We start from the raw sequence: 23,834 nt of genomic DNA, 5'->3' as shown, positions 1-23,834 counted from the left end.
GAAGGGACACTTTTTTCATTTACATGCTTTCATGCATTGTACGGTTAATTACATCAATTTGTTGTTCACGAGTTAATTTAATAAAGTTTACAGCGTAACCAGATACGCGAATTGTTAATTGTGGATATTTCTCAGGATGTTCCATTGCATCCATTAATGTTTCACGATTAAATACGTTAATATTTAAGTGATGGCCTTCTTTTACTGCATAGCCATCAAGCATAGATACTAAGTTACGTACTTGTACATCATCTTCTTTACCAAGTGCTTTTGGAATAATAGAGAATGTATTAGAAATACCATCTTGTGCATCTTCATATGGTAATTTAGCTACAGATAATAATGAAGCTAATGCACCTTTTGTATCACGTCCATGCATTGGATTTGCACCTGGTGCAAATGGTTCTCCAGTACGGCGTCCATCTGGAGTGTTACCAGTTTTCTTACCGTATACAACGTTAGATGTAATAGTTAAAATTGACATTGTATGAACGGAATTACGATATGTTTTATGTTTACGCAGTTTATTCATAAATGTTTTCACGAGATTTACAGCGATCTCATCTACACGATCATCATTGTTACCGTATTTAGGGAAGTCCCCTTCAATTTCGAAGTCGACTGCAATACCATTTTCATCACGGATTGGTTTTACTTGTGCGTATTTAATTGCACTTAATGAGTCTGCTACTACAGATAGACCCGCGATACCTGTTGCCATTGTACGAAGAACATTTGTATCATGAAGTGCCATTTCAATACGTTCATAACTATATTTATCATGCATATAATGGATAACATTTAATGTGTTTAAATATAGACCCGCTAACCATTCCATTGTCATATCAAACTTATGCATAACTTCTTCGTAATTTAGTACTTCAGAAGTAATTGGTGCGTACTCAGGACCAACTTGTGCTTTTGATTTTTCATCTTTACCACCGTTAATTGCATATAATAATGCTTTCGCTAAGTTTGCACGAGCTCCGAAGAACTGCATTTGCTTACCGATTCTCATTGCAGATACACAACAAGCAATTCCGTAATCATCGCCGTAATCAGCACGCATAATGTCATCATTTTCATATTGAATTGCTGATGTTTTGATGGACATTTTCGCACAGTAGTTTTTAAAGTTCTCTGGTAATTGTTTAGACCAAAGAACTGTTAAATTCGGTTCTGGAGCTGGTCCTAAATTATCTAATGTATGCAAGAAACGGAATGAGTTCTTTGTTACTAATGGACGACCATCTAATGCCATACCACCGATAGATTCAGTTACCCAAGTTGGGTCACCAGAGAATAATTCATTATAATCAGGTGTTCTTGCGAATTTCACAAGACGTAATTTCATAATGAAGTGATCTACAATTTCTTGTACTTCTTCTTCTGTTAAAGTACCATTTGCTAAATCTCTTTCAATGTAAATATCTAAGAATGTAGAAGTACGTCCAAGACTCATTGCAGCTCCGTTTTGCTCTTTAATCGCTGCAAGATATGCGAAGTATAACCACTGGAATGCTTCTTGTGCATTTGTTGCTGGTTTAGAAATATCGAAACCATGAGAAGCAGCCATTTGTTTTAGTTCTTGAAGTGCACGCATTTGCTCAGATAACTCTTCGCGTAAACGCATTGTATCTTCGCTCATTACACCACCAGTTAAATTCAAATCAGCTTTTTTCGCTTCAATTAAATGATCAATACCATATAATGCTACGCGTCGATAGTCACCGATAATGCGTCCACGACCGTATGCATCTGGAAGACCAGTAATAACACCTGATTTACGTGCATTTCTCATTTCTGGTGTATAAGCATCAAATACACCTTGGTTATGAGTCTTTCTCCAATCTCTAAAAATACGACTAAGTTCTTTGTCCATTTCGTATCCATAAGATTCACAAGCTTGTTCTGCCATACGAATACCACCATATGGTTGTAAAGAACGTTTAAATGGTTTATCAGTTTGGAAACCGACTACTTTTTCAATATCTTTATTTAAGTATCCTGGGTCATGTGATGTAATAGAAGAAACAATTTTTGTATCCATATCAAGAACGCCACCGTTTTCACGTTCTTTTGTTGTTAAATCCATTACTTGATCCCAAAGTTGTTTCGTTGCTTCAGTTGCTTCTGCTAAGAAAGATTCGTCTCCTTCGAAAACGTTTACATTATTTAAAATGAAATCGCGAACATCAATCTCTGCTTTCCATTTTTCACCTTTAAAGTTTTCCCATGCGTTTTTAACATTTTCTAATACTTGAGTCATCCTAATCTCCTCCATTTTTGATTAGTACAGGACTAAGATTTTTTATATAACAGCTTACACACTTAGAATACTACTTTTTTACGAAAGTGAACGAAATAGTTGTGACATGTTTGTGAAATGTTGAGCAAACTACTATATATATAGTGTTAACTTCATTTAAAAGTCTTTAAAATTAACCCTTTCCTTAATTGTATTTTTTTGGTATCCTTATATACGAGTCCTATTTTGTAATATAAGAACAATACCCATTGTAGAGCTGTAATACTCTTATCTCCTAATCTGTTATAGTTTTTATAACAGAACAAAAAAGTGTACACATGTTGTACACTTTTTTTGTTACTTCTATAAAACATCTCTTTTTCTATTGCCATCATAGAATCCGCCACGATTGTCTGTTGATGCAATTATTTGCTCTAGTCCTTCTATATGATCACCTATAATTCGAAGTACAGCTGGAGGATGACCTATTTTTGCAAAATGTTCACTGGGACGAATACGGTTCATCTTATCAACCTCAACACGACATACACATGCAATTTCAAATCCAGAAAGAAGAGCCTTCACCTGTGCTACACAAGGTGACAATAAAGATTTGTATCCAATTGCTTTCAAACACTTGTGGCTAAATGCATTAGGTACCGCAATAAGTGAGCCTACCCCTAAATCCTTTCTATCACAAGCTAAATTTAGTGCATACTTAAATGCAGTTACAAGATGAAGTGGTACTCTTAAATCTAAATAATGATTTAAATCATTTAATGCGACGTCCTTTCCATCTGCAATAGCTTTTGCAAAAGGATATAGTTCACTAGCTGGAATAACAAAATCACCATCTATAAATAACACAATTTCTCCTTTTGCAAAATAAGTTCCAAGTGAACGCCCTACATCGTTTCCAAGGGCTTCTTTATATACAATGGTTGTTGCGCCTTTGTCTTTTGCAATCGTTGCTGTTTTATCTGACGAACCATTTACGACAACGATGATTTCAAAAGGTTCAATTTTACGAAGCTCTTCTATAACCTTTCCAATTGTTTTCTCTTCATTTTGTACAGGAATAACAACCGATAGTTGCTTTTCTCTATACAAATTGGATGTAACGCCCCATCCTTGATAAAAATCTTCGAAATTTAAAGTATGATAGACGCTATCCCTTTTCCTATTTCCATCATAATATCCCCCGCGTATATCACTGCTTACTATTCGTTCTGCAACTGCTTCTATATGATCACCTATCATTCGTCTTTCAGATTGAGAAAGGTTCGTTCCATATGCAGCATGTTCAATCGGTCGAAATTTATTCGGCGTAATAACATCAATAGCACAATGACGGTTAATTCTCCATTTACTTTGTGCTATACGTAAATGAGCTACAATAGGATTAACTAAACATTCATATCCAATACTTTGGACGACTTCTTTCGTCAACGCATGAGGTACAGATAATAAAGAATCTATCTTTAATTCTTCACGCTCTAACATTGCATTTAATATTTGACGCCACACTGTAACGGAATGGGGTTTTTGTTTCTTTAAAAACAATGCGTCCAAATTATTTAAAACGATGTCAGTCTGATCATGTAAAATTGGATTAAGAAACAATTGTAATTTGGAAGTTGGAATAGCAAAGTCCCCATCTATAAATAGTAATACATCACCTATCGCATGTTTTGCGCCAACTGCACGCCCAACATCGTTTCCTAATAGTTCTGTATACCTGATTACTTTACAACCTAACCGATTAGCAACCTCTTCTGTACCATCATTACAACCATTTGCTATGACAATAATCTCTACTGGATTTAACGGTTTGACCGATTGAATAACGTCTGAAATCGTATCTACTTCATTACTTGCAGGAATAATAACTGATAGCGACTTAGCCATTGTTTTCTTCACGAAACCATTTAATAGTTTCTTTCAATCCTTGTTCCCACGTTACTGTCGCTTGAAATTGAACAAGTTCTCTTAACTTCTTTACGTTCGGCCTTCTATTCGGAATTTCTTCAAAGCCATGTGGATATACTTCCTCAAAAGGAACTTGTACAATTTTCGAAGAAGATTTCGTTAGTTTTTTAATTGTTTCTGCTACTTCTTTTATACTCTGTTCGTTCTCAGAACCTATATTAATAATCTCACCATTTACCTTCTCATCCATTGCCCGAATTGTTGCTTCTACCGCATCACTCACATACGTAAAGCAACGTGTCTGCTTTCCATCTCCATATACGAGAATGTCTTCTCCTTGCAAAGCTGCACGGATAAATCGCGGGATTACCCCTGCATATGGACCATCTTTCGCTCTTGGACCATAAATATTAAAATAACGAACAATCGTTACAGGTAAGCCTTCTAATGCGTATCCTAAACATAATGTTTCTTCTAACGTTTTACAAACTGCATAACTCCAACGAATTTTAGAAGTTGCCCCATACAATCGATCTCCTTCTTCAGAGAAAGGCGGTTTGCCTTTACCATACACTTCTGAAGTAGATGCAAAAACTACTTTCTTCTTTCCTTTTAATGCTGCTTGTAAAATATTTCTCGTTCCGTCAAAATTCGTTTCAATGAGCTCTATACTTTTTTCCATTGTCGTTTTAACACCTAAAATTGCTGCTAAATGAAACACTACATCATGTTGATTTACTAATTCATAAATAGAATTTTTATCTAAAACACTTATTGGAATAACTCGAATCTCTCTCATTAGCTCATTATGATACTTATTTTTCCCTTTATAGAAGTTATCCACAATTGTGACTTTATAACCCCTTCTCACCAACTCTTCAGCTAAATGAGATCCAATAAATCCGGCCCCACCTGTAATTAAACATTTCTTACTCATACACTCACCTTCTTTATAATTCCCCTTGTATCTATTACTCGGTTCATTCCTTTAAAAAGCTTCCAATCGATATTAGAGTGGTCAGTTAAAATTAAAATACAACCTGCCTCTTTAACTGTTTGTTCATCCAAAGCAACAGATTGATACACCTTATCTCCAATTTCCGCGGAAGAAATATATGAATCATGGTATTTTATCTCGTATCCTTCTTTTATTAGTAATTGAATAATTGGCAAAGCCGGTGATTCTCTCAAATCATTTACATCTTTCTTATATGCGATTCCTACAATTAAAACTAGTCCGGGTGATTGCACCATACCCTTTACTTTCCGGACTATTTTCTCTGGCATTTCTTCATTAATTACATGTGCCGCCTCAATTAATTGACTAATTGCCCCATTCTTTTTTATTCTCCATTGAAAATATAAGGGGTCTACGGGAATACAGTGCCCCCCTATCCCTGGTCCTGGCCAATACGGAGTAAATCCAAAAGGTTTTGTAGATGCCGCTTCAATGGCCTCATAAAAATCAATCCCTAAACTTTCACATAATGTGTTTAACTCATTTACTAAAGAGATGTTAACTAAGCGCTGAATATTTTCAAATAGCTTACACATCTCTGCTACTTTCGGCGAACTAACAGGTACAACTACGTCAAAAATGGTACTATATAAATCCTGTACTTTTTGTTTACACTTTTCTGTTTGTCCACTAATAACTTTTGGAATAGATTGAACTGAATATTGACTATTTGCTGGATCAATTCTCTCAGGGGAATATCCGATATAGAAATCTTCTCCTACCTTTTGGCCAGCTTGAGAAATAATAGGAATAATAACTTCCTCAAGTGTGCCTGGATATGTGGAACTTTCAAAAATGAAGGTTTGTCCTTTTTGGAGATTTTGTTGTATATAATGCGAAGCTGAAATGAGGGCACTTAAATCTGGTTCTCTTCGTTCATTAATTGGAGTTGGAACAGTAACAATAACATAATCACTACTTTGGAAATCAGTAATACCTTTATCTGGTGTATTTACTATTAATTTATTTTTAGTCAATAAACTTTGCAACACTTTAGAAGAAACATCTGGAATATAACTTTCTCCTTTTATAATCGATTCTATTTTTCTAGTATCTTTATCTAATCCAAGTACGGTATGTCCTCTTTCTGCAAAATGTACTGCCAAAGGAAGACCAACATACCCTAATCCAATAATAGCTACTTTACTACTAGCATTCATCTGTATTCTTTTCTTCCTTTCTCAATTGTTGAATAGTGTCTCTATCGCGATCTCCATCTGTAAAACTCCCACGTTCGTCTGTATATTGTAATAGATAAGCAATCGCCTCAAGTTGATCACCGAAAATACGGTCAAATGCCGGAATACGTCCATTTACAAATCCATGTTGCTCCGGGCGTACCCGATTGGTTTTTATAACATCTACAAATTCTACTGCTGTAATAGAAAAAACCTCCAAAATAGCTTTCATTTGAGCTAATGGCGGAATAACAAGCGAGTCATATCCTATTTTCTCTATTACCCTTTTATGCATAGCATGTGGTACTGCCGTTAATGAGTTATTCCATAAATCCGGTCTTTTCGCTACTAAATTCACAAAATATTTCCCCATACTAATTGGATCTGCAGGATGAAACATATCTAATAAGCATTGTAAATCATTTAAAACCACGTCACTTCCATCTTCAACAGCTTGCAAAAATGGAGTGAGCTTTTTTGCTGGAATAACAAAATCACCATCAACGAATAAACAAATATCTGCCGTAGCATGCATGGCACCTATCGCTCGTGCTACATTATGTCCAAGCGCCTCCCCGAATTCAACAACAATAACATTCTCTAGCTTTGCCTGTTTAACAGTCTCAAAATCTGCTCCATTCGCGACAACAATAATTTCATCTACCCCTGCTTTTTTTACTTCTTGTATAACAAATCTTATCGTCATTTTTTCTTCTGACACTGGTATAATCGCACTATATTTCGCTTTTTCCTTCTTTAATACAACTGGTTTATAGTTCCCTATAAACTCCCTATCCCTGTTTCCCTCCGAAAAACCGCCGCGTTTACCATATGTTTCGATTACATATTGCAAAGCACGTAAATGATCACCCATAATACGGCTAGTCGCTTTCGGATAAGGAGAACCAGGTGATGTTCCTGTATGCACAGGACGAACCTTATTTGTGTGAATTACATCGACCGAAGCCGTATCAACAATATCTACTCCTCTAGACATCGCTATCGCTTGAAATAGTGCTGGATCTGCTAAATTCCACCACCCAAGTTTCTCGATAACTTCCCTGCTCATCGCATGTGGAATTGCAATTAAAGATCCAACAACAAGCTCCTTTTTATTCAAATAACGATTCAACATGAACTTTCCAACTGTCGTATAATGTGGTCTCATCTTTAAATAAACCGACCATGTTAAATTATTCACAACAATTTGATGCCCTTGTCGAATTCCTTTCACGAAACGTTGTAACTCTTTACTATCAATAACAATATCACCATCTAAAAACAAAACAATTTCACCTTTTGCTTCTCTAGCTCCAATAGCCCGTCCAACATCATTGCCAAGAGAATGTTTATAATAAATCACGTGACAATGATGTTGTAACGCTATGTCTTTCGTTCCATCTGTCGAGCCATTATCTACTACAATAATTTCGTAAGGCTTGAGCTTCTCCACTTCTACTAAAACTTGTGATAAAGTACTCGCTTCATTGTGCGCTGGAATAACAACTGATACTCTCATACTTGTATCACGCTTACCCTTCCAAGCGAACATAAGCAATAATAGGAGTACGCACAATTACATCTTCCGGTGGTCCATAAGAAGGAGAAGTACGAACACTTACCGCCCCATCTGTCACAGATAAAAGAATGCCTGTAACAATTTCTACAGCTGTCACAACTTGCACTAATTCACCAACATGGTTACGTAATTCATCAGTAAATAACATATATAGCTCTCCTTTCTTACACTTCTTTAATTGATATAATACTTGTAAATGGTAATAAAACTTCAGTTCCTATACCTTCTTGCAGTGTTAAGAAATCATCACCGACTGCTACAATAACGCCTGTTAATTGTCCAACTGTCACCGTAATTTCAACATTTTTACCTAAATACTGCTTTGCAATTTCTTTAAAAGGTGATGTATTGCATTCTTTTAAAATGTTGCAAATAATAGATTGAAATTGGCTTGATTTTATAAATTCTTCCGTAGCTTGCTTAGAGTTTCTTTGAATAAACCTTGCAAAGTTTTGCGAAAATAAAAGTCGTTCCACAGCAGGCAATAATTTATCATCTAAAAAATAGCTTAATTGTCTATTAAACAATCTTGATAATTTATGCCAATATTTTCTGAACAGACACATACACTTCTCCTCCTATTATTTTTAGATTATAAAATTTTACATCCATACATCTTAATGTATACAAAATAGATATTTTTGTGATAGGTAAGGCATACATTTTCTAAAAGAAATATTTGTTTCAGGGCAAAAAAAAACTATCCAAAAGGATAGTTTCTTACACTTCAATATTTCGCAACATCGTATAAATGTCATTATTCACTTTACCAAATGATTTAATGTTGTTTTGAATGTTAGATAATAAAACAACATACACACTACCATTTTTACTAAATCCATTTAAACAATTCCAACCTGGCATTACACCGTGATTCGAATAGCTTCCTGGGTCTACGTACCAGCCAAATCCGTAATCTTTTTTCACGGCTGTAAACATTTGATCATAACTCGCTTTTGAAATTAACTTTCCAGAGTATAACGCTTCGTTAAATAAATATAAATCATGTGCACTCGTATATATATCACCACAACCATATAGTTGTGACATGCTCGGAATATTAGGTGTTGTCATATTATTATTTACTATTTTATAACCCGTTGATGGGAATCTTGTTTGTTCTAACGCTGTGCCAAAACCAGAATGTTTCATACCGGCAGTAGCAAAAATATGTTGTTTAATATATTCTTCAAGCGACTGTCCACTTACCTTCTCGGCAATGTATGCAAGTATAGAGTAGTTCGAATCGGAATACTTCCACTTCTCTCCTGGACCACCAATACGCTTTTGATTTCCTATCCGCTTTATCAGTTCTTCATGGGAAATATCTTCTTTTCCTTGCTCATATTCTGGAATCCCTGATGTATGTGTTAATAGATGTTTTAGCTGAATACTATTACCTTGTGGAAAATCTGGAATATACTTCGCAACAGTATCTTCAACTTGTAATTTATTTTGATCTTTCAATTGCATAATAGCAGTTGCTACAAACGCCTTTGAAATAGAACCAATATAAAAAGTCGTCTCTGAATTATTCGGTACTTGCTGCTCTTTATTTGCCATACCGTACCCTTTATTCAGAAGAACTTTTCCGTTCTTCACAATAACAGCTGTCCCGCTAAATCCTGCGTTTTGTAAATACTGGTCCAATTGAGCGTTTTCATTAATTTCTTGAGGTGGTCCTTCAACAGGCTGTTCCGCAGCTTGCGCTTGCTTCACTTGTTCTTCCTGCTCTTTTTGTTTTTGCTTTTGTACTTCTTGTTTCTTTTTTTCTTCTTTCTTTTTTAGCTCTTCTTGTTTCTTCATTTCTGCTGCCGCTTTTAAAGTTTCTTCTTTCTTATTATGCGCAACAATTTTTGTATACATGAAATATACAAGTGATAATAGTAAGACGAAAATGATTGTCCTTTTTATGTATACAATCGGCCGATTTGCTTTCCCATTCGCATTATTTTTTTCCTGATCCATAATTGCTTTTTTCCCCTTACTCACCAATAATTTAATTCCTCTACTAAAGATTTATTTTAGTAGATTATGGATAATCCATTCTATATCATCCCTACTTTATCACGCACTACACATATTACCAACCCATATGTACAAAAAAGAAAAAGAAAATTTACAAAAGTAAGATTCCCGTTAAATTGTTAACAAAAAAAGAGGATATCCTGTAAAAAATTGATGTTATCAATCTTTTTGGACATCCTCTTATCTCATTATTTATACGTGTTTTTTCATATCATCGGCAACAGATTCAACATTTGTACCTACGATAACTTGTACACTTGTATTACTTAATTTCATAACACCTTTTGCACCAGCACGTTTTAATGCTGCTTCATTTACTTGACCAGCATCTTTTACTTGTAAGCGTAGACGTGTTGCACAGTTATCAATAACTGTTAAGTTTTCTTTTCCACCTAAAGCTGCTACGTAAGTTTCACCAATTGAACCTGCAACTGGAGCTTCTTCACCTTCAGCTACTTCCTCTTCGTCTTCACGACCAGGAGTTTTTAAATCGAACTTCTTAATTAAGAAGTAGAATACAACGAAATAAATTACTGCGTAAATTAAACCGACTCCCGCAAGTAATACTGGTTTTGTTGCAATACCAAAGTTTAAGAAGTAATCGATTGCACCGGCACTAAATGTGAAACCATCGTGAATGCCAAGTGTTGTTGTAATGAATAGAGACAGACCTGTTAATACAGCATGAATACCATATAATACTGGTGATAAGAACATGAATGAGAATTCAATTGGTTCTGTAATACCAGTTAAGAATGAAGTTAATGCTAGACCACCTAACATACCTGTAACCATTTTACGTTTTTCTGGTTTAGCAGCCGCAATCATTGCGAAACATGCTGCTGGTAAACCGAACATCATAACTGGGAAGAAACCAGTCATAAACATACCCGCTGTTTTATCTCCGGCAAGGAAGCGAGCAATATCACCGTTTACAACATTACCTGCTGCATTTGTAAAGTCACCAAGTACGAACCAGAAGTATGTGTTCATTACATGATGTAAACCGATTGGAATTAATAGACGGTTTAATAAACCAAATAGACCTGAACCAACTGCCCCTAAATTAACAATTCCATGAGCTAATGCATCGATAGCATTTTGAATTGCTGGCCAAATTTGTGCGAATAGAATTCCTAATATTAACATCACAACCGATGTAACAATTGGGACGAAACGTTTTCCAGCAAAGAACCCTAACCATTCTGGAAGTTTAATCTTATGGAATTTATTATAAAGAAGTCCCGCTATAACACCAACAATAATACCACCTAAAACTTTCATATCCACTTTAGTCGATAATTCGGCTGCCTTAGATACTTGTGTCATTGTATCTGCAAGCTTAGATGGATCAACATTAGCGCTATTACCTATTAAATCTTGGACTTTGCCTAATTTATCTTGTAATTCTACAGTAGAATATCCCTTACTAAGTGCATCAATACTGTTTTTCATAACTAGATAACCAATTGCACCTGCAAGACCTGCTGCACCACTACCATCAACTGAAAGACCGATTGCAATACCAATTGCAAAAATGAGTGCTAAATTATCAAAAACTGCTGCACCGGCCTGTGCCATAACAGGAATATCAAATACATCTGGTTGCCCTAAACGAAGCAATAATCCTGCTGCTGGTAGTACGGCGATTGGAAGCATTAACGCTTTACCAATACGTTGTAAAAACTGCAACATTTTAATTCCCCCTATCAAATTTATGAAATCGTTATCATTATAAGTACGCCTTAGAAAACGCTTTCTATTTACATAACCATAATAACATATAGTTGTATAGATGTGTAGTTTTTATTTTTGGATTTTTTATGGATAAATCTCCTATTTCCAAACTGTTATATAAAAGGAAAATTCTCCTTTTTTAATACAGAGGACTCGAAACGAACGACCTACTATAGAACATGTAACTTTCGTTTTATCATTCCACTTTTTCATGTTATTATTTATTTCCGAGCATATCGGGAAAAGTAAACTTAGTTAATTCGAAATAGGAGCGTTGGTACTATGCAGTGCATTGAAACAAACAACTTACAACAGTTGTTAGAACAAGTAAAACCATATACGAAAAAAGGAAAACTTGCTACTTATATCCCCGAACTAGGAAATGCAAATCCAGACGATTTAGGGATTGCCATTTTCCATAAAGAATCAGAATATATCCATGCAGGCAACTCACAAACACTATTTACTCTTCAAAGTATTTCCAAAGTAATTACACTTGCCCTTGCCCTTTTAGACCGTGGTGAAGAATATGTATTTTCTAAAGTTGGAATGGAACCAACGGGTGACCCATTTAATTCTATTATTAAGTTAGAAACGACAAGTCCGTCCAAACCCCTTAATCCAATGATTAATGCAGGAGCATTAGCTATTACAAGCATGTTAGCAGGAAAAGATAACGAGGAAAAAATGGAGCGCATCCTTCATTTTGTACGTGAAATAACAGATAATCCTACTATTAATTATTCTTCTAAAGTTGCCAATTCAGAATTAGAGACAGCTTACTTAAATCGTTCACTTTGTTACTATATGAAACAAAACGGAATTATCGATTGTGACATCGAAGAACTTATGGATTTATACACTCGTCAATGCGCAGTTGAAGTAAACTGCATCGATTTAGCACGTATCGGCTTAATTTTTGCAATGGATGGATATGATCCATATAAAAAGAAACAGATCATCCCTAAACATATTACACAAATTTGCAAAACATTTATGGTCACATGTGGTATGTATAACGAATCTGGTGAATTTGCAATCCGTGTGGGTATCCCTGCAAAAAGTGGTGTAGCCGGTGGCATTTTCGGCTGCGTAAAAGGTGAAATGGGAATCGGTATTTTCGGACCAGCTTTAGATGCAAACGGAAATAGTATCGCTGGTTTTAAAATTCTTGAACTTCTGTCTGCTCAAGAAGGCTGGAGTATTTTTTAATCGCGAGTTATCCTGCTATACTAGCAGGATTTTTTATTTCACCAAAACCTCACTTTTGTCAGTTATCAATCCTCTTACAAAAACAGTGCTGAAAGTTTCTCTATATCATGCATATTTGTTCCCCCCTCCTGAATAATATAGTACAACCTAGCGCTATATGTGGAGGTGTGAAAGATGAAACTAATATTTCAAATGGGAAAACAACCTGTTCTTGAAAAAACAATCCTTCTTTTTATATTGAGTATTGTAGAAAGCTTGAAGTTAAAAGTTGTTTCACTCGACGAAGCTCACCGATACATATTCAATTTAGAAGTACTTGAATTATTAATGGATCGGAACATCGATGGTCAAGTACTTGAACTTATTCATTTCGGGATGGGACTTGAAGACATTCATCATGTGCTTCCTGAAGAACTTGAGCACACGATTGAGGAATTAAAGTGGCTTTGCATCCAAGTGTTAAGTGAATACAGTATGCATGAAGAATCAGAGCAATTAATTGAAGACATACGCTAAAAAGCACCTATGTAGTATGTAGGTGCTTTTTATTTATTAAGAAGTAAATATCCGATGTCGATATATGCAATTTATTCAAGTATTTCCGAGGAAATGCTCGAACATTGCTTTTCTATTTTTACAACAACTGATCAATCCCAATAAGTATTAATAACACTCCTGCAATAATCGTCGCCCATTTCCCTAAGTATGCTGCTAAATATCGTTTTCCTACATACATAAAACCGCTTATACAAATAAAACTAAACACCCCAGAAATAGTCGCTGTAAGCCAAAGATTTAAATTTGTTACCCCAGCATCAAACCCACCTGCAATATTATTAATAGATAATGCAACTCCTAAAACAAGTGCTTCAGAAAAACTAATTGTTTTAGAGCCATCAAAATCTGCTTTTTCTGGATCACGTAAAATTCCCATAAGTACATTATCATCTTTAGAACCTGCAGTATTTTTTTGACTCAAGAAAGGCTGACATAAAATAAACACCCCAATTATCCCTAAAACGATTGCTCCAATCAGGTTTGCTGTAAACTCTGAAATAAATAACGCAATCCAGTTCCCAAAAAATCCAGCTAGTAAAGTAAATAAAAACCCCAAGAATGCGATGATAAAATTGTTAAACCACGAAATACGAATTTTACGAATGCCATACGCAATTCCAACACCTGCATTATCTAAATTAGAAGCGATGCCGATTAAAAAAATTGAAAATAAGCCTGCCGTACCCATAAATAGTCACCCCTTTTTCTCACTTTTCAATGCATATTATGAAAATGTTGAGCAACTGTGCCTGTCTGTTTCATATACTTGTAATAAATGCTCAACATTTTTTCAACACTAAAAAAGGAGTGCCTACACTATGGCTAATGAAAACCCGAATGATCGGCTTGGTAAATTAATAAAAAAACTTTTAAAAGAACGCGCCCTATCTATGCGCCAACTAGGAATACTTACAAATATTGATCCTGCAACAGTCTCAAGAATTATTAATGGCAAACAACCGCCAAAACAAAAACATCTACAAAAATTTGCAGAATGTCTTCAAGTTCCACCCCAATTGTTATTTGATGAAATGTACCCTGATTCTCCTCACATAAATAAAGAAAAAACGGATATGTACACATCTCTTGATACCATTCAGCAAACTTTACAATCCTCTAACTTATTCGATTTCGATTACACTACAACTCGCGTAAAACAAGAACTTGAAAATTACGAACGCTATGCCCAGACAACAGAAGGCGAAAAACGTATTCATGACAGTTTTGCAAGCAAATTAGAGCAAATTGATAGTGCTGGTCCTTTTATTGAACAATTAACAGATATGTATCAACAATTTTGTAATGAAGCCATTTCAAAAGAAGAACGTGCAGTTCTTGGGAGCGCATTACTTTATTTCATATTATCGACAGATATTATTCCCGACTATCTCTTTCCAATTGGCTATTTAGATGATGCGATTGCCGTTGAATTAGCGAAAGAGAAATTAATTGAAATGAAACGAAAGACCTAGCAAAATAAAGAACTATTTCAGTTGTTTATATTCAACTCTGAAATAGTTCACTAAAAAATCGTACAAGTATACATACTCGTACGATTTTACTATACAAATCTATTTTTTCGTGTGGCACCATTCATATATAAATGTTGTTATCACTTTTGTAAATTCAATTAACTGTTCAACTTCAACTTTCTCATTTACAGAATGTGCTTCTTCTAATGTACCTGGTCCATATATAATCGCTGGAATGTGAAACTCACTAAACCAACCGCCATCAGTTACCGTTGCAGACATATCTAAGATTGCATTTTTTGATAGAATAGACTCGTGTACTGAGCTAAGTTTTTTTACAGCTTTATGTTCACTATCTACTTCTAATGAAGGGAAAATTTCACCACGATCTACAATCATTGATTCTCCGCCCCACTTAAATTGTGGCGGATTTTCACTTAACCATGGATCGGCAGCTGCCACCTTTCCAATATACTCTTCAATTTCGTTTATTATTTGTTCATGTGTTTCATTCGGATAGAAGTGCACTGTTATCCACAATCGGCACTCATCCGCAATAAACGCCGCATGCCTTCCTCCCTCAATAACAGCTGGATTAATTGTTGTTGTTCCAGATGGATAGCCTTCATATGTTTTCATAACTGCCCAGTGGCGCTCTAATTCTTGTAAGCTTTGTACAATTTTCATCATTTTTTCAATCGCACTCGCTCCAAATAAACGTCCTCCAGCATGGATCATTTGTCTGCGCGTTGCATCATGAAACGTTTGCGGACTTTTCACTGTAATCCATCCAGTAATGACACCGCCTTGTCCTTGCATATGTAAATCGCTCGTATCCACTACGACTGCAAAATCAGCATCGTAACCCCTTTTGCAGCATTGAAGTGTACCTGCTTCTCCAACTTCTTCTCCAATTACCGATTGAAAAGTTAAATCTCCAGGTAATTCAATACCAGCTTCTTGTAAAAGTTGAATGGCAAATAGCGCTCCAGCCAGCCCACCTTTCATATCTGCTGCGCCACGTCCAACTAACCAGCCATCTTTTATAAATGGATCAAATGGATTTGTTTCCCATGCCTCATCTGCTGACACTTCGGCTACATCCATATGTCCATTAATAATAAGACTTTTATATGAGTCACTTTTTATCCCTTTTTTTACCCCAACAACATTCGGATCACTCGGATATACATCCCATTTATCAATACTAAAATTTCGTTTTCTTAAAAACTCTGCAATAAATTCTTGTGCTTCATTTGTATTTCTCGCTGGCGGTGCTGGTGTTTCAAAACAAATTAATGTTTTTGTAAGTTCTAACAATTCCTCTTTCCTTGAATCTATTTGTTTTAACAACTGCGAAACTTCTGGATTCATCGCTAATTCCCCTTTGCATACATAGTATGTTTCCAGCTTTATTTTCACAAAAAAAGAGACTGTTTACAATTTTACAGTCTCCTAATTAATCACTATTATAAACTCTCTACTTCCGTTGTATTTGTCTTTTCAATATGCTCTACATTACTTCCCTTATTTCTTGTAGCACGATAAAACAGTAAACAAACCATCATAAATGGAATACCACAATACAATGCCATTCTTTGTTCTGGAATAAAGGCCATACCAACGATTACTGTTAAATTTAATACTAACGCAAGAAGTGGTACAAATGGATACAATGGTGTTTTAAATTTCAAGTCCTTAACATCCCCGCCCCGCTTCATATATGACCTTCTAGCTAATAAATTTGATAAAGCAATAGATGCCCAAACTAGTATCGCTCCGAACCCAGCGATAGAAAGCAGCCATAAATAAACTGTATCTTCCGCATAAATACCTGATAGTAGTGAGAGACACCCTACAATTGTGCTTACGATTAATGCATAAATAGGAACACCGTTTTTAGATAACTTTCCAAAAATTGGACTAATCATTCCTTGATTAGACATAGACCATAGCATACGTGAAGTTGCATATAATCCTGAATTCGCAACGGATAGTACTGCTGTAATAATAACGAAATTTATAATATCTGCTGCATAAGGAATACCAATTTTATCAAATACAACTACGAATGGACTTTCTATTACTCCTGCTTGCTGCCAAGGGAATAGTCCAGCAAGAATAAAAATAGATAGTACAAAGAAAACAAGTATACGCCAAACTGTATTGTTAATTGCCTTCGGGATCGTTTTCTCTGGATTTTCACTCTCACCTGCTGCAATACCAACTAATTCTGTTCCTTGGAAAGAAAAATTAACTGCAATCATTGTAATTAAAATGGCTGATAATCCATTTGGAAACAATCCACCATAATCAGTAAAGCTAGAGAACATTGGCGCTGGTTCATTCCCTTTCATATCTAGAAACCCAAACATTGCTGCCCCGCCCAAAATAATAAATGCAATAATTGTAATTACTTTAATACTTGCAAACCAAAATTCCACTTCCGCAAAACTTCTTGAAGATAACGCATTAATAGCAAAGAGCAGTACCGCGAACACTACACACCAAATCCATGACGGTACATCAGGAAACCAACGTTTCATCAAAATACTAACTGCAATTAATTCAATACCTATCGTAGCAGACCAGTTTAACCACGACATCCATCCCACTACATAACCTGCTGCAGGAGAAATATGCTTTGTCGCATACGTTTGATAAGACCCTGCGTCAGGCATCGCAACCGCTAACTCTCCAAGACAGAGCATCGTTAAATACATTACAAATCCACCGACAAGATACGCTACAATTGCTCCTCCAGGTCCAGCTTCATGAATCGTATAACCTGATCCTAAAAAAAGTCCTGTACCAATAACTCCACCAAGTGCAATCATAAATATGTGCCTGCTTTTCAATTCTCTTTTTAATCCTTGGTTTTGATCCATCATATAAATCCCCCCTTTTCACTTTGCCAATCCATTTAATGTAAGCGTTTTTAAAATTCTTCACCGTAAAAATAATGATTTAAAAGAGCAAAAATACACATCACTTACATTAATCACTGCCTGTTACTAAAAGGTCATCCCTTACTGTTATTAATAACTTTTGATCAGCAATAGCTTGTCCTTCTACTACTTCTAATGATTCAATATAACCACTGATTCCTATCTTAATTTCTACTTTCTGTTTATCTATCGTTTCAATTAACGCTAATTTCTCCCACTCGTATACGTAAGAACTTTCCGTAACAAATAACTTCTCTACTTTTCCATAACAAGGACTATACACACCTTCTATAACTGTCTTCACTTTATAAATCCCTCCCTCTTATTAATTGACACCGAAACGTTGTATATCCTGTAAAAATTCATATTCTCCCCTCTAGAGATTTCAAATATTATTTATGCAAAATGCGTACCAAGTCTCTAATTCATATATTAAATGAGAGTTTTACACAAAAAAGCGTGCACAACCGCAAAATTTTTCTATCATTTGAAAAGTTTTAAAAGGAAAATAGCAAAAAAATTTTGCGATTTTATAAGAATTTTAATAAAATTATAAAAAGTCAGTCTTCATAGGGTGAAATGAGGAGAAGATAATCTATGCGTACAGAAGACATTAATTTTAAACAGATCATTGAAATGAACATGCTATATGAAACTTTACTCAATGAACTCGATATCGGTATTCATATTATTAATGAGGAAAGTAAAACGATTATCTATAACCGCAAAATGACGGAAATTGAATCAATGGAACGCTCAGATGTATTATATAAAAGTCCTTTAGAAATATTTGCATTTGAAGAAAATAAAAATAGTACTCTTATAGAGGCATTAAAATTAGGAAAAACAAACAAAAATATAAAACAAACGTATTTTAACAATAAAGGACAAGAAATTACAACGATTAACGATACTTTCCCTATAATAGAAAATGGAAAAATTAAAGGCGCTATTGAAATATCAAAAGAAATTAGTAACTTAAAGCAAACAATAAGAATGGGCCCTTCTCGAAAACAAAGTACTAAATTTACCTTTGATCACATAATTGGTGATTCTGAAGCTATTCAATCAATCATTACTGAAGGAAAAAGAGTAATTCGTACATCTTCCTCCATACTTCTAGTAGGAGAAACAGGCACTGGGAAAGAACTATTTGCACAAAGCATCCATAATGAAAGTCAGCGTTCAACAAAACCCTTTATTTCACAGAACTGTGCCGCTATACCTGATACACTCATGGAAAGCTTATTATTCGGTACAAACCGAGGTGCATTTACAGGAGCTATCGATAAAGCTGGTTTATTTGAAGAAGCGAACGGAGGAACTTTGTTATTAGATGAAATCAACTCATTAAGTCCAGCACTTCAAGCGAAGTTACTACGAGCTATACAAGAAAAAACAATACGAAGAATCGGAGGCACACACGAAAAAGAAATTGATGTTCGTATTATAGCAACTATCAATGAAGATCCTTTCGAAGCCATCGCACATAATCGATTAAGAGAAGACTTATATTACCGATTAAGCGTCGTTACTTTATGTCTTCCGCCTTTACGTGAAAGAAAAGAAGATATTCTAGCTCTTGTTCAGCACTTTATTGAAAAATATAATACTCAATTTGGGCTCAACGTAAACGATGTAGATGTAAATGTAAGAGAATTTTTCTATGCATACGATTGGCCTGGAAACGTACGGGAGTTGGAACATATAATTGAAGGTTCCATGAACTTGATAGAAGATGAAACCATCATTACAGCATTTCATATGCCTACTCGCTTTCGTGAACGAATAAAAACAGAATTCAATATGCAGCATGCACTAACTAATCACAATACTGATGCACCTAAAACTTTAAAACACACAATAGAAAAAATGGAAAAGAACTACATTAATCAAATTCTTAAAGAGAATCATGGCAACATTTCACAAGCTGCAAAATTTTTAGGATTAAGTAGGCAAAACTTACAATATCGAATTAAAAAATTGCATTTACACATATGAAATGAACATGTCTCCAAGTGCAAAAACAACTTGGTAAAATATATTATAATAAACATATAACATGCTAGAAAGGGGCTATATATATGAGTAATGATAAAAAATTAAAGTTATTACAATACTTATACTTTTTCCCTGCCATGCTCTGTATGATGTTATTCATTAATGCCGATGTAAGCAGCTCTCCTTATGCAAAGCTATTAGGAACAATTTTTGGCTCCTTTGCAGCTATTATGCTTGCTGCTTTTTGGAATTTGAAGCTACGTATAAAAAACGAGAAATCTTCGTAATACTAAAAAAATCGAGCTACTTAGCCCGATTTTTTTATTTGCCATTAAAACTCAACATTCTCTAAATACAACCCACTCGCCTCAGCAAGACAATTAATTTGATTACGTTGTTTTTCCTCTAAAATATTTGGGATTGCGTCCGCATCTAATTGTCCTAATCCAACTTCAATTAATGCTCCAACAATTTTTCGTACCATGTTATGAAGGAATCCGTTACCACTTACTCTAATTTGTACAAATCCTGCTTCTTCCATCACTTCAAGTGTATATACTTCTCGAACCATAGACTTTTTCTTTGATTTCGCATTTGAAAAAGCAGTAAAGTCATGTGAACCAACTAAATGTTTCGCAGCTTCTTTCATGCTTTTCACATTTAATTTTTTATTCACATGCATGCTGTATTTACGCATAAATGGATTTGTATGCTCTTCATTCCAAATTTTATAAAGATATGTTTTTGCTTTAGAATTGTAACGAGCATGGAAACGATCTTGTACTTCTTCTACACTCGTAATGCTAATATCATTGGGTAAATATTGATTTAAATATTTTTTCACTTTATGTTCCACTAACTTCTCATCACTTTGAAAGTTAGCAACTTGATTCAAAGCATGTACACCCGCGTCTGTTCTACTACAACCGATAATTTCAATTTCTTTTCCGACCATTTCAGATATGACACTTTCGATTTTTCCTTGAATTGTATTATCGTTATTACCGAGACGTTGCCATCCCTTAAAACGTGCACCATCGTACTGAATCGTTAATTTATAATTATTCATTTTACTCTCCTTCATAGAAAATATTCCCTCATATCGTGAGGGAATATGAATACACTTTACTTTCTAACAAGCTTCACTACATTTTCTACATGGGCTGTATAAAGTATATCATATCTTTTAGTGCAACTTGTATTACTGTTGTGTATTCTATTGCAAAGAAAATAAAAAAGTAATGTAATTCTGTGCATTGAATGTATTTAATTTATTTTAAGTGTGTGGTCATTTTTGTGGTCGGTGGTCAAAAAGAGCTGAACTTTTATTCAGCTCTTTTTTTATTATAAATCTTCCTCTGTAATATCATTTCCCCATCTACCGTAATCATAGGGAAATTCGTTCACCATGTACTCGTCATGACATTCTTCATGAAAGATACCATATTCAAAATTGTTCTTTACCCATTCTCCTTTTTTTATCTTACGTTTACACCATTCGCAAATCGTTCTTCCTTTTGGAGCTAAATATTCACCATTAACTTTAATAGAAGTCATATGACTTTCCTCCTTTAAATTTCTCCTATTACATAAGACTTCATAAAAACATCATATTTAGCTGCCAACTCTTCTAATTTCTTTTCTCTGTATTTGGTAACCGTAAAAAAATGAATAATCGGTATTTTTCCGTTATATTTATTTTTATAATACATAGTAAATTCCCCGTACCTTTTGAGCTTCTCGCTATTTACAATCATCATCTGAGTCCGATCTATTTCTACAGCATTTAAAATTCCCTCTTCATCTCGGAATTTCACATCTGGAATAATTGTCTTCTTTTTATCATCTATTTTATAACGTATAGGTATTTCTATCTGCCAGTCATCCGGACAAAACAGATAGAGCCACGCTTCATTTCTCATAAGGCTGTGTGCTAATCTTATTGTTGGTACTATTTTTTCTGTATCATCGAATAGCGCACGCCCTTTTTTATTTAAGTAATACACATATTCTTTTTTATACACTGTGCTATTAACGAACGATTCCAAATCCTTTAATATACGGTTTGCATTTCTTATTCCACCCAAATCATGTATAGCCATTAAATGCCTACGTGTAGCAAATTTCAGCTTTCTAATCGAGGTCAGAATCATCATCTGACGATTCAATTTGATGTGTGTTTGTATGTTCATGTTTCTCCACCTCATATTGTTTTAGTACATTCCACATCGTTTCATTAGAAATATAAGGCACTTGAATTTCTGTTAATCTATCCGTTTTAAACAAAGCGCGTCCAGGTATACTTTTAATCGATTCCAATCCACATTCATCTATAACTACTTGAGAAGCTGTTTGCGTCGGTAATCTAAATCCTAGCTTCGCATCTGAATTTTGCTTAACTTGTCGCGGTAATGTATCTCCAGTTGGATATTGTGTACAAAAAATCAACCTAAAACCAAGTGCTCCACCAATCCTCGCTATATAAGAAAGCATTCTCTGACAAGCAATTAATAACTTTTGTTGCTCTTTGCTCATACTTTTATCCGGGCAAAGTTCAGCACCTTCATCAACTATGATAAAATGTCGTTCTTTTATATTTGTTTCCACAACGTTTGTATAGTGCCTTTCCTTCATATAGCACATTTTTTCTTCCATCTTTTCAAGAATTGTATTTAATACTTGAAACGCTTGAATCGGCTTTTCTGCTATAGATTCAACTTGCTTTAAATTTTGATATGGTCCGAATTCTAATCCGCCTTTTAAATCAACAATGTATAAATGCGTATGGTCTGATTGTGCTGTAATAAGAGATGTCATTACATTTTTTAAAAATACGGTTTTCCCCATACGTGTTAAACCACCTAAAGTCATATGTGGAGTTTTATCAAAATCATGATAAATCAATTCTTCTAAGCTTTGCCCTATAGGGACAAGCCATTTCCCTTGTTCAACTAATGTTTCGGACCATCTCCACTTATTAGGTATGTCTTTATGAAATACTCGAATGCTTAATTTATAATTATCAAAATGAATCCGAACTGGTTTGTTTAACCCCTCACTCACAACATCCTCAACTTTTTGAATAATTTTACTCGGCATACCTACAGGTAAAGTGTAAATATATGTTGTGCTGCGATCATCATCAATTTGTTTTTGGAACTTAGGATAATGCAACTTATCGTCCCTTTTAATAGCAATCCCACTCACCTCGAAAAAGACTTGAATCTTCTTTTTATCATCATCTTTTCGTTTGAACTTATCACTTACTAATGCATAAGTTAGTGCTGCCGTGGGAACCAGTAATAACTCCAACATAAACATTTCCCCCTTACATATCCTATAAGGATATCATTGCACTCTTTTGGAATATGACGGGACAAGGCTTTCTTTATACCTTCTCTGTTGTCCCACCCTTCCATATTGTATTCCTTCATAGAAACACCATTAGCACATAACGTAGAAGATATAAGAACGAGCCTGTGAGCGTTGTGTACAAGGTAATACGTGGAAGCCAATGTGGAACACTCTTCCCCATTTTTTCTGCTGCCTTCATCGCGATTACTGACAAGCCTGTTGCTGTCCAAATGATTACCGCTTCCCCTGCAAGAGTCATGTTTATTCCTCCTCTTCCTTTTCACGAAAGGCAATACCTTTTCTCGTTAGGACGACATCATAACAATCCATTAGAATTTCCCAGTTTAAAACATCTTCTTCCTCTCCATATAGATCTTCTTCTAATACCTGAGACAAACTGAAATATCCTTTATATTCTTTTCGATCATAAACTTCATGGTTTTTCATGTGAGTTAAAATTGATTCTGTCTCTGCTCTTGATCTGGATTCATTGTACATTGAGCGTAATTCCTTTGACGGATGAAGATATGAAGTTGTGTTCAGATGATTATACTGCCAACGCATGTAATTCT

Annotated in this window: 26 protein-coding genes; 5 read left to right on the top strand and 21 right to left on the bottom strand. The window is 34.9% G+C overall.

What is annotated here, in order from left to right:
* Positions 1-19: 19 nt before the first annotated feature.
* The 11 genes from pflB to C4S65_RS35710 form a co-directional block, all read right to left on the bottom strand.
* Positions 20-2,269: a formate C-acetyltransferase gene (gene pflB, locus C4S65_RS26370; protein WP_000195468.1), complete on the bottom strand. Its 2,250-nt coding sequence runs from the start codon at positions 2,267-2,269 to the stop codon at positions 20-22.
* A gap of 152 nt (positions 2,270-2,421) precedes the next feature.
* Complete coding sequence (locus C4S65_RS26365) at positions 2,422-2,643, bottom strand: hypothetical protein (RefSeq protein ID WP_002094217.1); 222 nt, start codon at positions 2,641-2,643, stop codon at positions 2,422-2,424.
* On the bottom strand, positions 2,612-4,156 hold the full coding sequence (locus C4S65_RS26360; RefSeq protein WP_001130009.1) for a glycosyltransferase: 1,545 nt from the start codon (positions 4,154-4,156) through the stop codon (positions 2,612-2,614). The genes C4S65_RS26365 and C4S65_RS26360 overlap by 32 nt, the downstream gene beginning before the upstream one ends.
* A complete protein-coding gene (locus C4S65_RS26355) occupies positions 4,149-5,114 on the bottom strand; it encodes an SDR family NAD(P)-dependent oxidoreductase (protein WP_000037053.1) in 966 nt (321 codons plus the stop codon). Before C4S65_RS26355 ends, C4S65_RS26360 begins: the two co-directional genes overlap by 8 nt.
* A complete protein-coding gene (locus C4S65_RS26350; protein WP_000994262.1) occupies positions 5,111-6,355 on the bottom strand; it encodes a nucleotide sugar dehydrogenase in 1,245 nt (414 codons plus the stop codon). The genes C4S65_RS26355 and C4S65_RS26350 overlap by 4 nt, the downstream gene beginning before the upstream one ends.
* A complete protein-coding gene (locus C4S65_RS26345; protein ID WP_025118422.1) occupies positions 6,345-7,892 on the bottom strand; it encodes a glycosyltransferase family 2 protein in 1,548 nt (515 codons plus the stop codon). The genes C4S65_RS26350 and C4S65_RS26345 overlap by 11 nt, the downstream gene beginning before the upstream one ends.
* Positions 7,893-7,905: 13 nt before the next feature.
* Entirely contained in the window at positions 7,906-8,100 is a 195-nt protein-coding gene (locus tag C4S65_RS26340; RefSeq protein WP_000899476.1) for a hypothetical protein, read from the bottom strand.
* Between the two features lie 16 nt (positions 8,101-8,116).
* Complete coding sequence (locus C4S65_RS26335; protein WP_000335542.1) at positions 8,117-8,518, bottom strand: hypothetical protein; 402 nt, start codon at positions 8,516-8,518, stop codon at positions 8,117-8,119.
* 154 nt (positions 8,519-8,672) lie between these two features.
* On the bottom strand, positions 8,673-9,920 hold the full coding sequence (locus C4S65_RS26330; protein WP_000371817.1) for a serine hydrolase domain-containing protein: 1,248 nt from the start codon (positions 9,918-9,920) through the stop codon (positions 8,673-8,675).
* A 252-nt stretch (positions 9,921-10,172) separates the two neighbouring features.
* Entirely contained in the window at positions 10,173-11,675 is a 1,503-nt protein-coding gene (nagE, locus tag C4S65_RS26325) for an N-acetylglucosamine-specific PTS transporter subunit IIBC (RefSeq protein ID WP_000938908.1), read from the bottom strand.
* Between the two features lie 141 nt (positions 11,676-11,816).
* Positions 11,817-11,930, bottom strand: coding sequence for a transcriptional regulator (locus C4S65_RS35710; protein ID WP_080546769.1), 114 nt, complete (start codon positions 11,928-11,930; stop codon positions 11,817-11,819).
* A gap of 69 nt (positions 11,931-11,999) precedes the next feature.
* On the opposite strand from C4S65_RS35710, the gene glsA reads away from it, so the two are divergent.
* Positions 12,000-12,929 carry a glutaminase A gene (gene glsA / locus C4S65_RS26315; protein ID WP_001149845.1) on the top strand — a complete coding sequence of 310 codons (930 nt, stop codon included), beginning with the start codon at positions 12,000-12,002 and terminating at the stop codon, positions 12,927-12,929.
* A gap of 174 nt (positions 12,930-13,103) precedes the next feature.
* Positions 13,104-13,445 carry a DUF3969 family protein gene (locus C4S65_RS26305; RefSeq protein WP_098838628.1) on the top strand — a complete coding sequence of 114 codons (342 nt, stop codon included), beginning with the start codon at positions 13,104-13,106 and terminating at the stop codon, positions 13,443-13,445.
* Positions 13,446-13,563: 118 nt separating this feature from the next.
* Here the strand turns inward: C4S65_RS26305 and ytaF are convergent, their stop codons facing one another.
* Complete coding sequence (ytaF, locus tag C4S65_RS26300; RefSeq protein WP_000536225.1) at positions 13,564-14,175, bottom strand: sporulation membrane protein YtaF; 612 nt, start codon at positions 14,173-14,175, stop codon at positions 13,564-13,566.
* 130 nt (positions 14,176-14,305) lie between these two features.
* Here ytaF and C4S65_RS26295 point away from each other — a divergent pair, with 130 nt between their 5' ends.
* Positions 14,306-14,959: a DUF1232 domain-containing protein gene (locus tag C4S65_RS26295; RefSeq protein WP_001262770.1), complete on the top strand. Its 654-nt coding sequence runs from the start codon at positions 14,306-14,308 to the stop codon at positions 14,957-14,959.
* A 99-nt stretch (positions 14,960-15,058) separates the two neighbouring features.
* Here the strand turns inward: C4S65_RS26295 and C4S65_RS26290 are convergent, their stop codons facing one another.
* The 3 genes from C4S65_RS26290 to C4S65_RS26280 all read right to left on the bottom strand — a co-directional run bounded on the left by C4S65_RS26290 (position 15,059) and on the right by C4S65_RS26280 (position 18,211).
* Positions 15,059-16,333 carry an acetylornithine deacetylase gene (locus C4S65_RS26290; RefSeq protein ID WP_098838627.1) on the bottom strand — a complete coding sequence of 425 codons (1,275 nt, stop codon included), beginning with the start codon at positions 16,331-16,333 and terminating at the stop codon, positions 15,059-15,061.
* Between the two features lie 95 nt (positions 16,334-16,428).
* Positions 16,429-17,850, bottom strand: coding sequence for an amino acid permease (locus tag C4S65_RS26285; RefSeq protein ID WP_000969254.1), 1,422 nt, complete (start codon positions 17,848-17,850; stop codon positions 16,429-16,431).
* 106 nt (positions 17,851-17,956) lie between these two features.
* Positions 17,957-18,211 (bottom strand): biotin/lipoyl-containing protein, encoded by a 255-nt coding sequence (locus C4S65_RS26280; protein ID WP_000859489.1) that lies wholly within the window; start codon positions 18,209-18,211, stop codon positions 17,957-17,959.
* A 293-nt stretch (positions 18,212-18,504) separates the two neighbouring features.
* On the opposite strand from C4S65_RS26280, the gene C4S65_RS26275 reads away from it, so the two are divergent.
* On the top strand, positions 18,505-19,908 hold the full coding sequence (locus C4S65_RS26275) for a sigma 54-interacting transcriptional regulator (protein WP_061666214.1): 1,404 nt from the start codon (positions 18,505-18,507) through the stop codon (positions 19,906-19,908).
* Positions 19,909-19,991: 83 nt separating this feature from the next.
* The gene (locus C4S65_RS26270; RefSeq protein ID WP_000063861.1) at positions 19,992-20,195 is read left to right on the top strand and encodes a hypothetical protein; all 204 of its coding nucleotides are present in this window, start codon (positions 19,992-19,994) and stop codon (positions 20,193-20,195) included.
* Positions 20,196-20,239: 44 nt separating this feature from the next.
* On the opposite strand, the gene truA is transcribed toward C4S65_RS26270, so the two are convergent.
* The 6 genes from truA to C4S65_RS26240 form a co-directional block, all read right to left on the bottom strand.
* Entirely contained in the window at positions 20,240-20,977 is a 738-nt protein-coding gene (gene truA, locus C4S65_RS26265; RefSeq protein ID WP_001067311.1) for a tRNA pseudouridine(38-40) synthase TruA, read from the bottom strand.
* A 275-nt stretch (positions 20,978-21,252) separates the two neighbouring features.
* Entirely contained in the window at positions 21,253-21,465 is a 213-nt protein-coding gene (locus C4S65_RS26260; RefSeq protein ID WP_103945617.1) for a hypothetical protein, read from the bottom strand.
* Between the two features lie 14 nt (positions 21,466-21,479).
* Positions 21,480-22,100 carry a replication-relaxation family protein gene (locus C4S65_RS26255; RefSeq protein ID WP_103945616.1) on the bottom strand — a complete coding sequence of 207 codons (621 nt, stop codon included), beginning with the start codon at positions 22,098-22,100 and terminating at the stop codon, positions 21,480-21,482.
* Positions 22,042-23,223, bottom strand: a complete 1,182-nt coding sequence (locus C4S65_RS26250; RefSeq protein ID WP_103945615.1) for an FtsK/SpoIIIE domain-containing protein — start codon at positions 23,221-23,223, stop codon at positions 22,042-22,044. The genes C4S65_RS26255 and C4S65_RS26250 overlap by 59 nt, the downstream gene beginning before the upstream one ends.
* A 115-nt stretch (positions 23,224-23,338) precedes the next feature.
* Positions 23,339-23,521, bottom strand: coding sequence for a hypothetical protein (locus C4S65_RS26245; protein WP_021727692.1), 183 nt, complete (start codon positions 23,519-23,521; stop codon positions 23,339-23,341).
* 2 nt (positions 23,522-23,523) lie between these two features.
* A complete protein-coding gene (locus tag C4S65_RS26240) occupies positions 23,524-23,826 on the bottom strand; it encodes a hypothetical protein (RefSeq protein WP_086423784.1) in 303 nt (100 codons plus the stop codon).
* Between the last annotated feature and the right edge of the window lie 8 nt (positions 23,827-23,834).

Source organism: Bacillus sp. ok061, assembly GCF_900108285.1.
In the GTDB taxonomy this organism is placed as follows: Bacteria; Bacillota; Bacilli; order Bacillales; family Bacillaceae_G; genus Bacillus_A; species Bacillus_A thuringiensis_S.
This window is presented reverse-complemented; position numbering and strand designations above follow the sequence as displayed.

Excerpts from the sequence above, each read along its gene's own strand:
- pflB (WP_000195468.1), bottom strand. The coding sequence starts at position 2,269 with ATGACTCAAGTATTAGAAAATGTTAAAAACGCATGGGAAAACTTTAAA.
- C4S65_RS26365 (WP_002094217.1), bottom strand. The coding sequence starts at position 2,643 with ATGATGGCAATAGAAAAAGAGATGTTTTATAGAAGTAACAAAAAAAGT.
- C4S65_RS26360 (WP_001130009.1), bottom strand. The coding sequence starts at position 4,156 with ATGGCTAAGTCGCTATCAGTTATTATTCCTGCAAGTAATGAAGTAGAT.
- C4S65_RS26355 (WP_000037053.1), bottom strand. The coding sequence starts at position 5,114 with ATGAGTAAGAAATGTTTAATTACAGGTGGGGCCGGATTTATTGGATCT.
- C4S65_RS26350 (WP_000994262.1), bottom strand. The coding sequence starts at position 6,355 with ATGAATGCTAGTAGTAAAGTAGCTATTATTGGATTAGGGTATGTTGGT.
- C4S65_RS26345 (WP_025118422.1), bottom strand. The coding sequence starts at position 7,892 with ATGAGAGTATCAGTTGTTATTCCAGCGCACAATGAAGCGAGTACTTTA.
- C4S65_RS26340 (WP_000899476.1), bottom strand. The coding sequence starts at position 8,100 with ATGTTATTTACTGATGAATTACGTAACCATGTTGGTGAATTAGTGCAA.
- C4S65_RS26335 (WP_000335542.1), bottom strand. The coding sequence starts at position 8,518 with ATGTGTCTGTTCAGAAAATATTGGCATAAATTATCAAGATTGTTTAAT.
- C4S65_RS26330 (WP_000371817.1), bottom strand. The coding sequence starts at position 9,920 with ATGGATCAGGAAAAAAATAATGCGAATGGGAAAGCAAATCGGCCGATT.
- nagE (WP_000938908.1), bottom strand. The coding sequence starts at position 11,675 with ATGTTGCAGTTTTTACAACGTATTGGTAAAGCGTTAATGCTTCCAATC.
- C4S65_RS35710 (WP_080546769.1), bottom strand. The coding sequence starts at position 11,930 with ATGAAAAAGTGGAATGATAAAACGAAAGTTACATGTTCTATAGTAGGT.
- glsA (WP_001149845.1), top strand. The coding sequence starts at position 12,000 with ATGCAGTGCATTGAAACAAACAACTTACAACAGTTGTTAGAACAAGTA.
- C4S65_RS26305 (WP_098838628.1), top strand. The coding sequence starts at position 13,104 with ATGAAACTAATATTTCAAATGGGAAAACAACCTGTTCTTGAAAAAACA.
- ytaF (WP_000536225.1), bottom strand. The coding sequence starts at position 14,175 with ATGGGTACGGCAGGCTTATTTTCAATTTTTTTAATCGGCATCGCTTCT.
- C4S65_RS26295 (WP_001262770.1), top strand. The coding sequence starts at position 14,306 with ATGGCTAATGAAAACCCGAATGATCGGCTTGGTAAATTAATAAAAAAA.
- C4S65_RS26290 (WP_098838627.1), bottom strand. The coding sequence starts at position 16,333 with ATGAATCCAGAAGTTTCGCAGTTGTTAAAACAAATAGATTCAAGGAAA.
- C4S65_RS26285 (WP_000969254.1), bottom strand. The coding sequence starts at position 17,850 with ATGATGGATCAAAACCAAGGATTAAAAAGAGAATTGAAAAGCAGGCAC.
- C4S65_RS26275 (WP_061666214.1), top strand. The coding sequence starts at position 18,505 with ATGCGTACAGAAGACATTAATTTTAAACAGATCATTGAAATGAACATG.
- C4S65_RS26270 (WP_000063861.1), top strand. The coding sequence starts at position 19,992 with ATGAGTAATGATAAAAAATTAAAGTTATTACAATACTTATACTTTTTC.
- truA (WP_001067311.1), bottom strand. The coding sequence starts at position 20,977 with ATGAATAATTATAAATTAACGATTCAGTACGATGGTGCACGTTTTAAG.
- C4S65_RS26260 (WP_103945617.1), bottom strand. The coding sequence starts at position 21,465 with ATGACTTCTATTAAAGTTAATGGTGAATATTTAGCTCCAAAAGGAAGA.
- C4S65_RS26255 (WP_103945616.1), bottom strand. The coding sequence starts at position 22,100 with ATGAACATACAAACACACATCAAATTGAATCGTCAGATGATGATTCTG.
- C4S65_RS26250 (WP_103945615.1), bottom strand. The coding sequence starts at position 23,223 with ATGTTGGAGTTATTACTGGTTCCCACGGCAGCACTAACTTATGCATTA.
- C4S65_RS26245 (WP_021727692.1), bottom strand. The coding sequence starts at position 23,521 with ATGACTCTTGCAGGGGAAGCGGTAATCATTTGGACAGCAACAGGCTTG.
- C4S65_RS26240 (WP_086423784.1), bottom strand. The coding sequence starts at position 23,826 with ATGCGTTGGCAGTATAATCATCTGAACACAACTTCATATCTTCATCCG.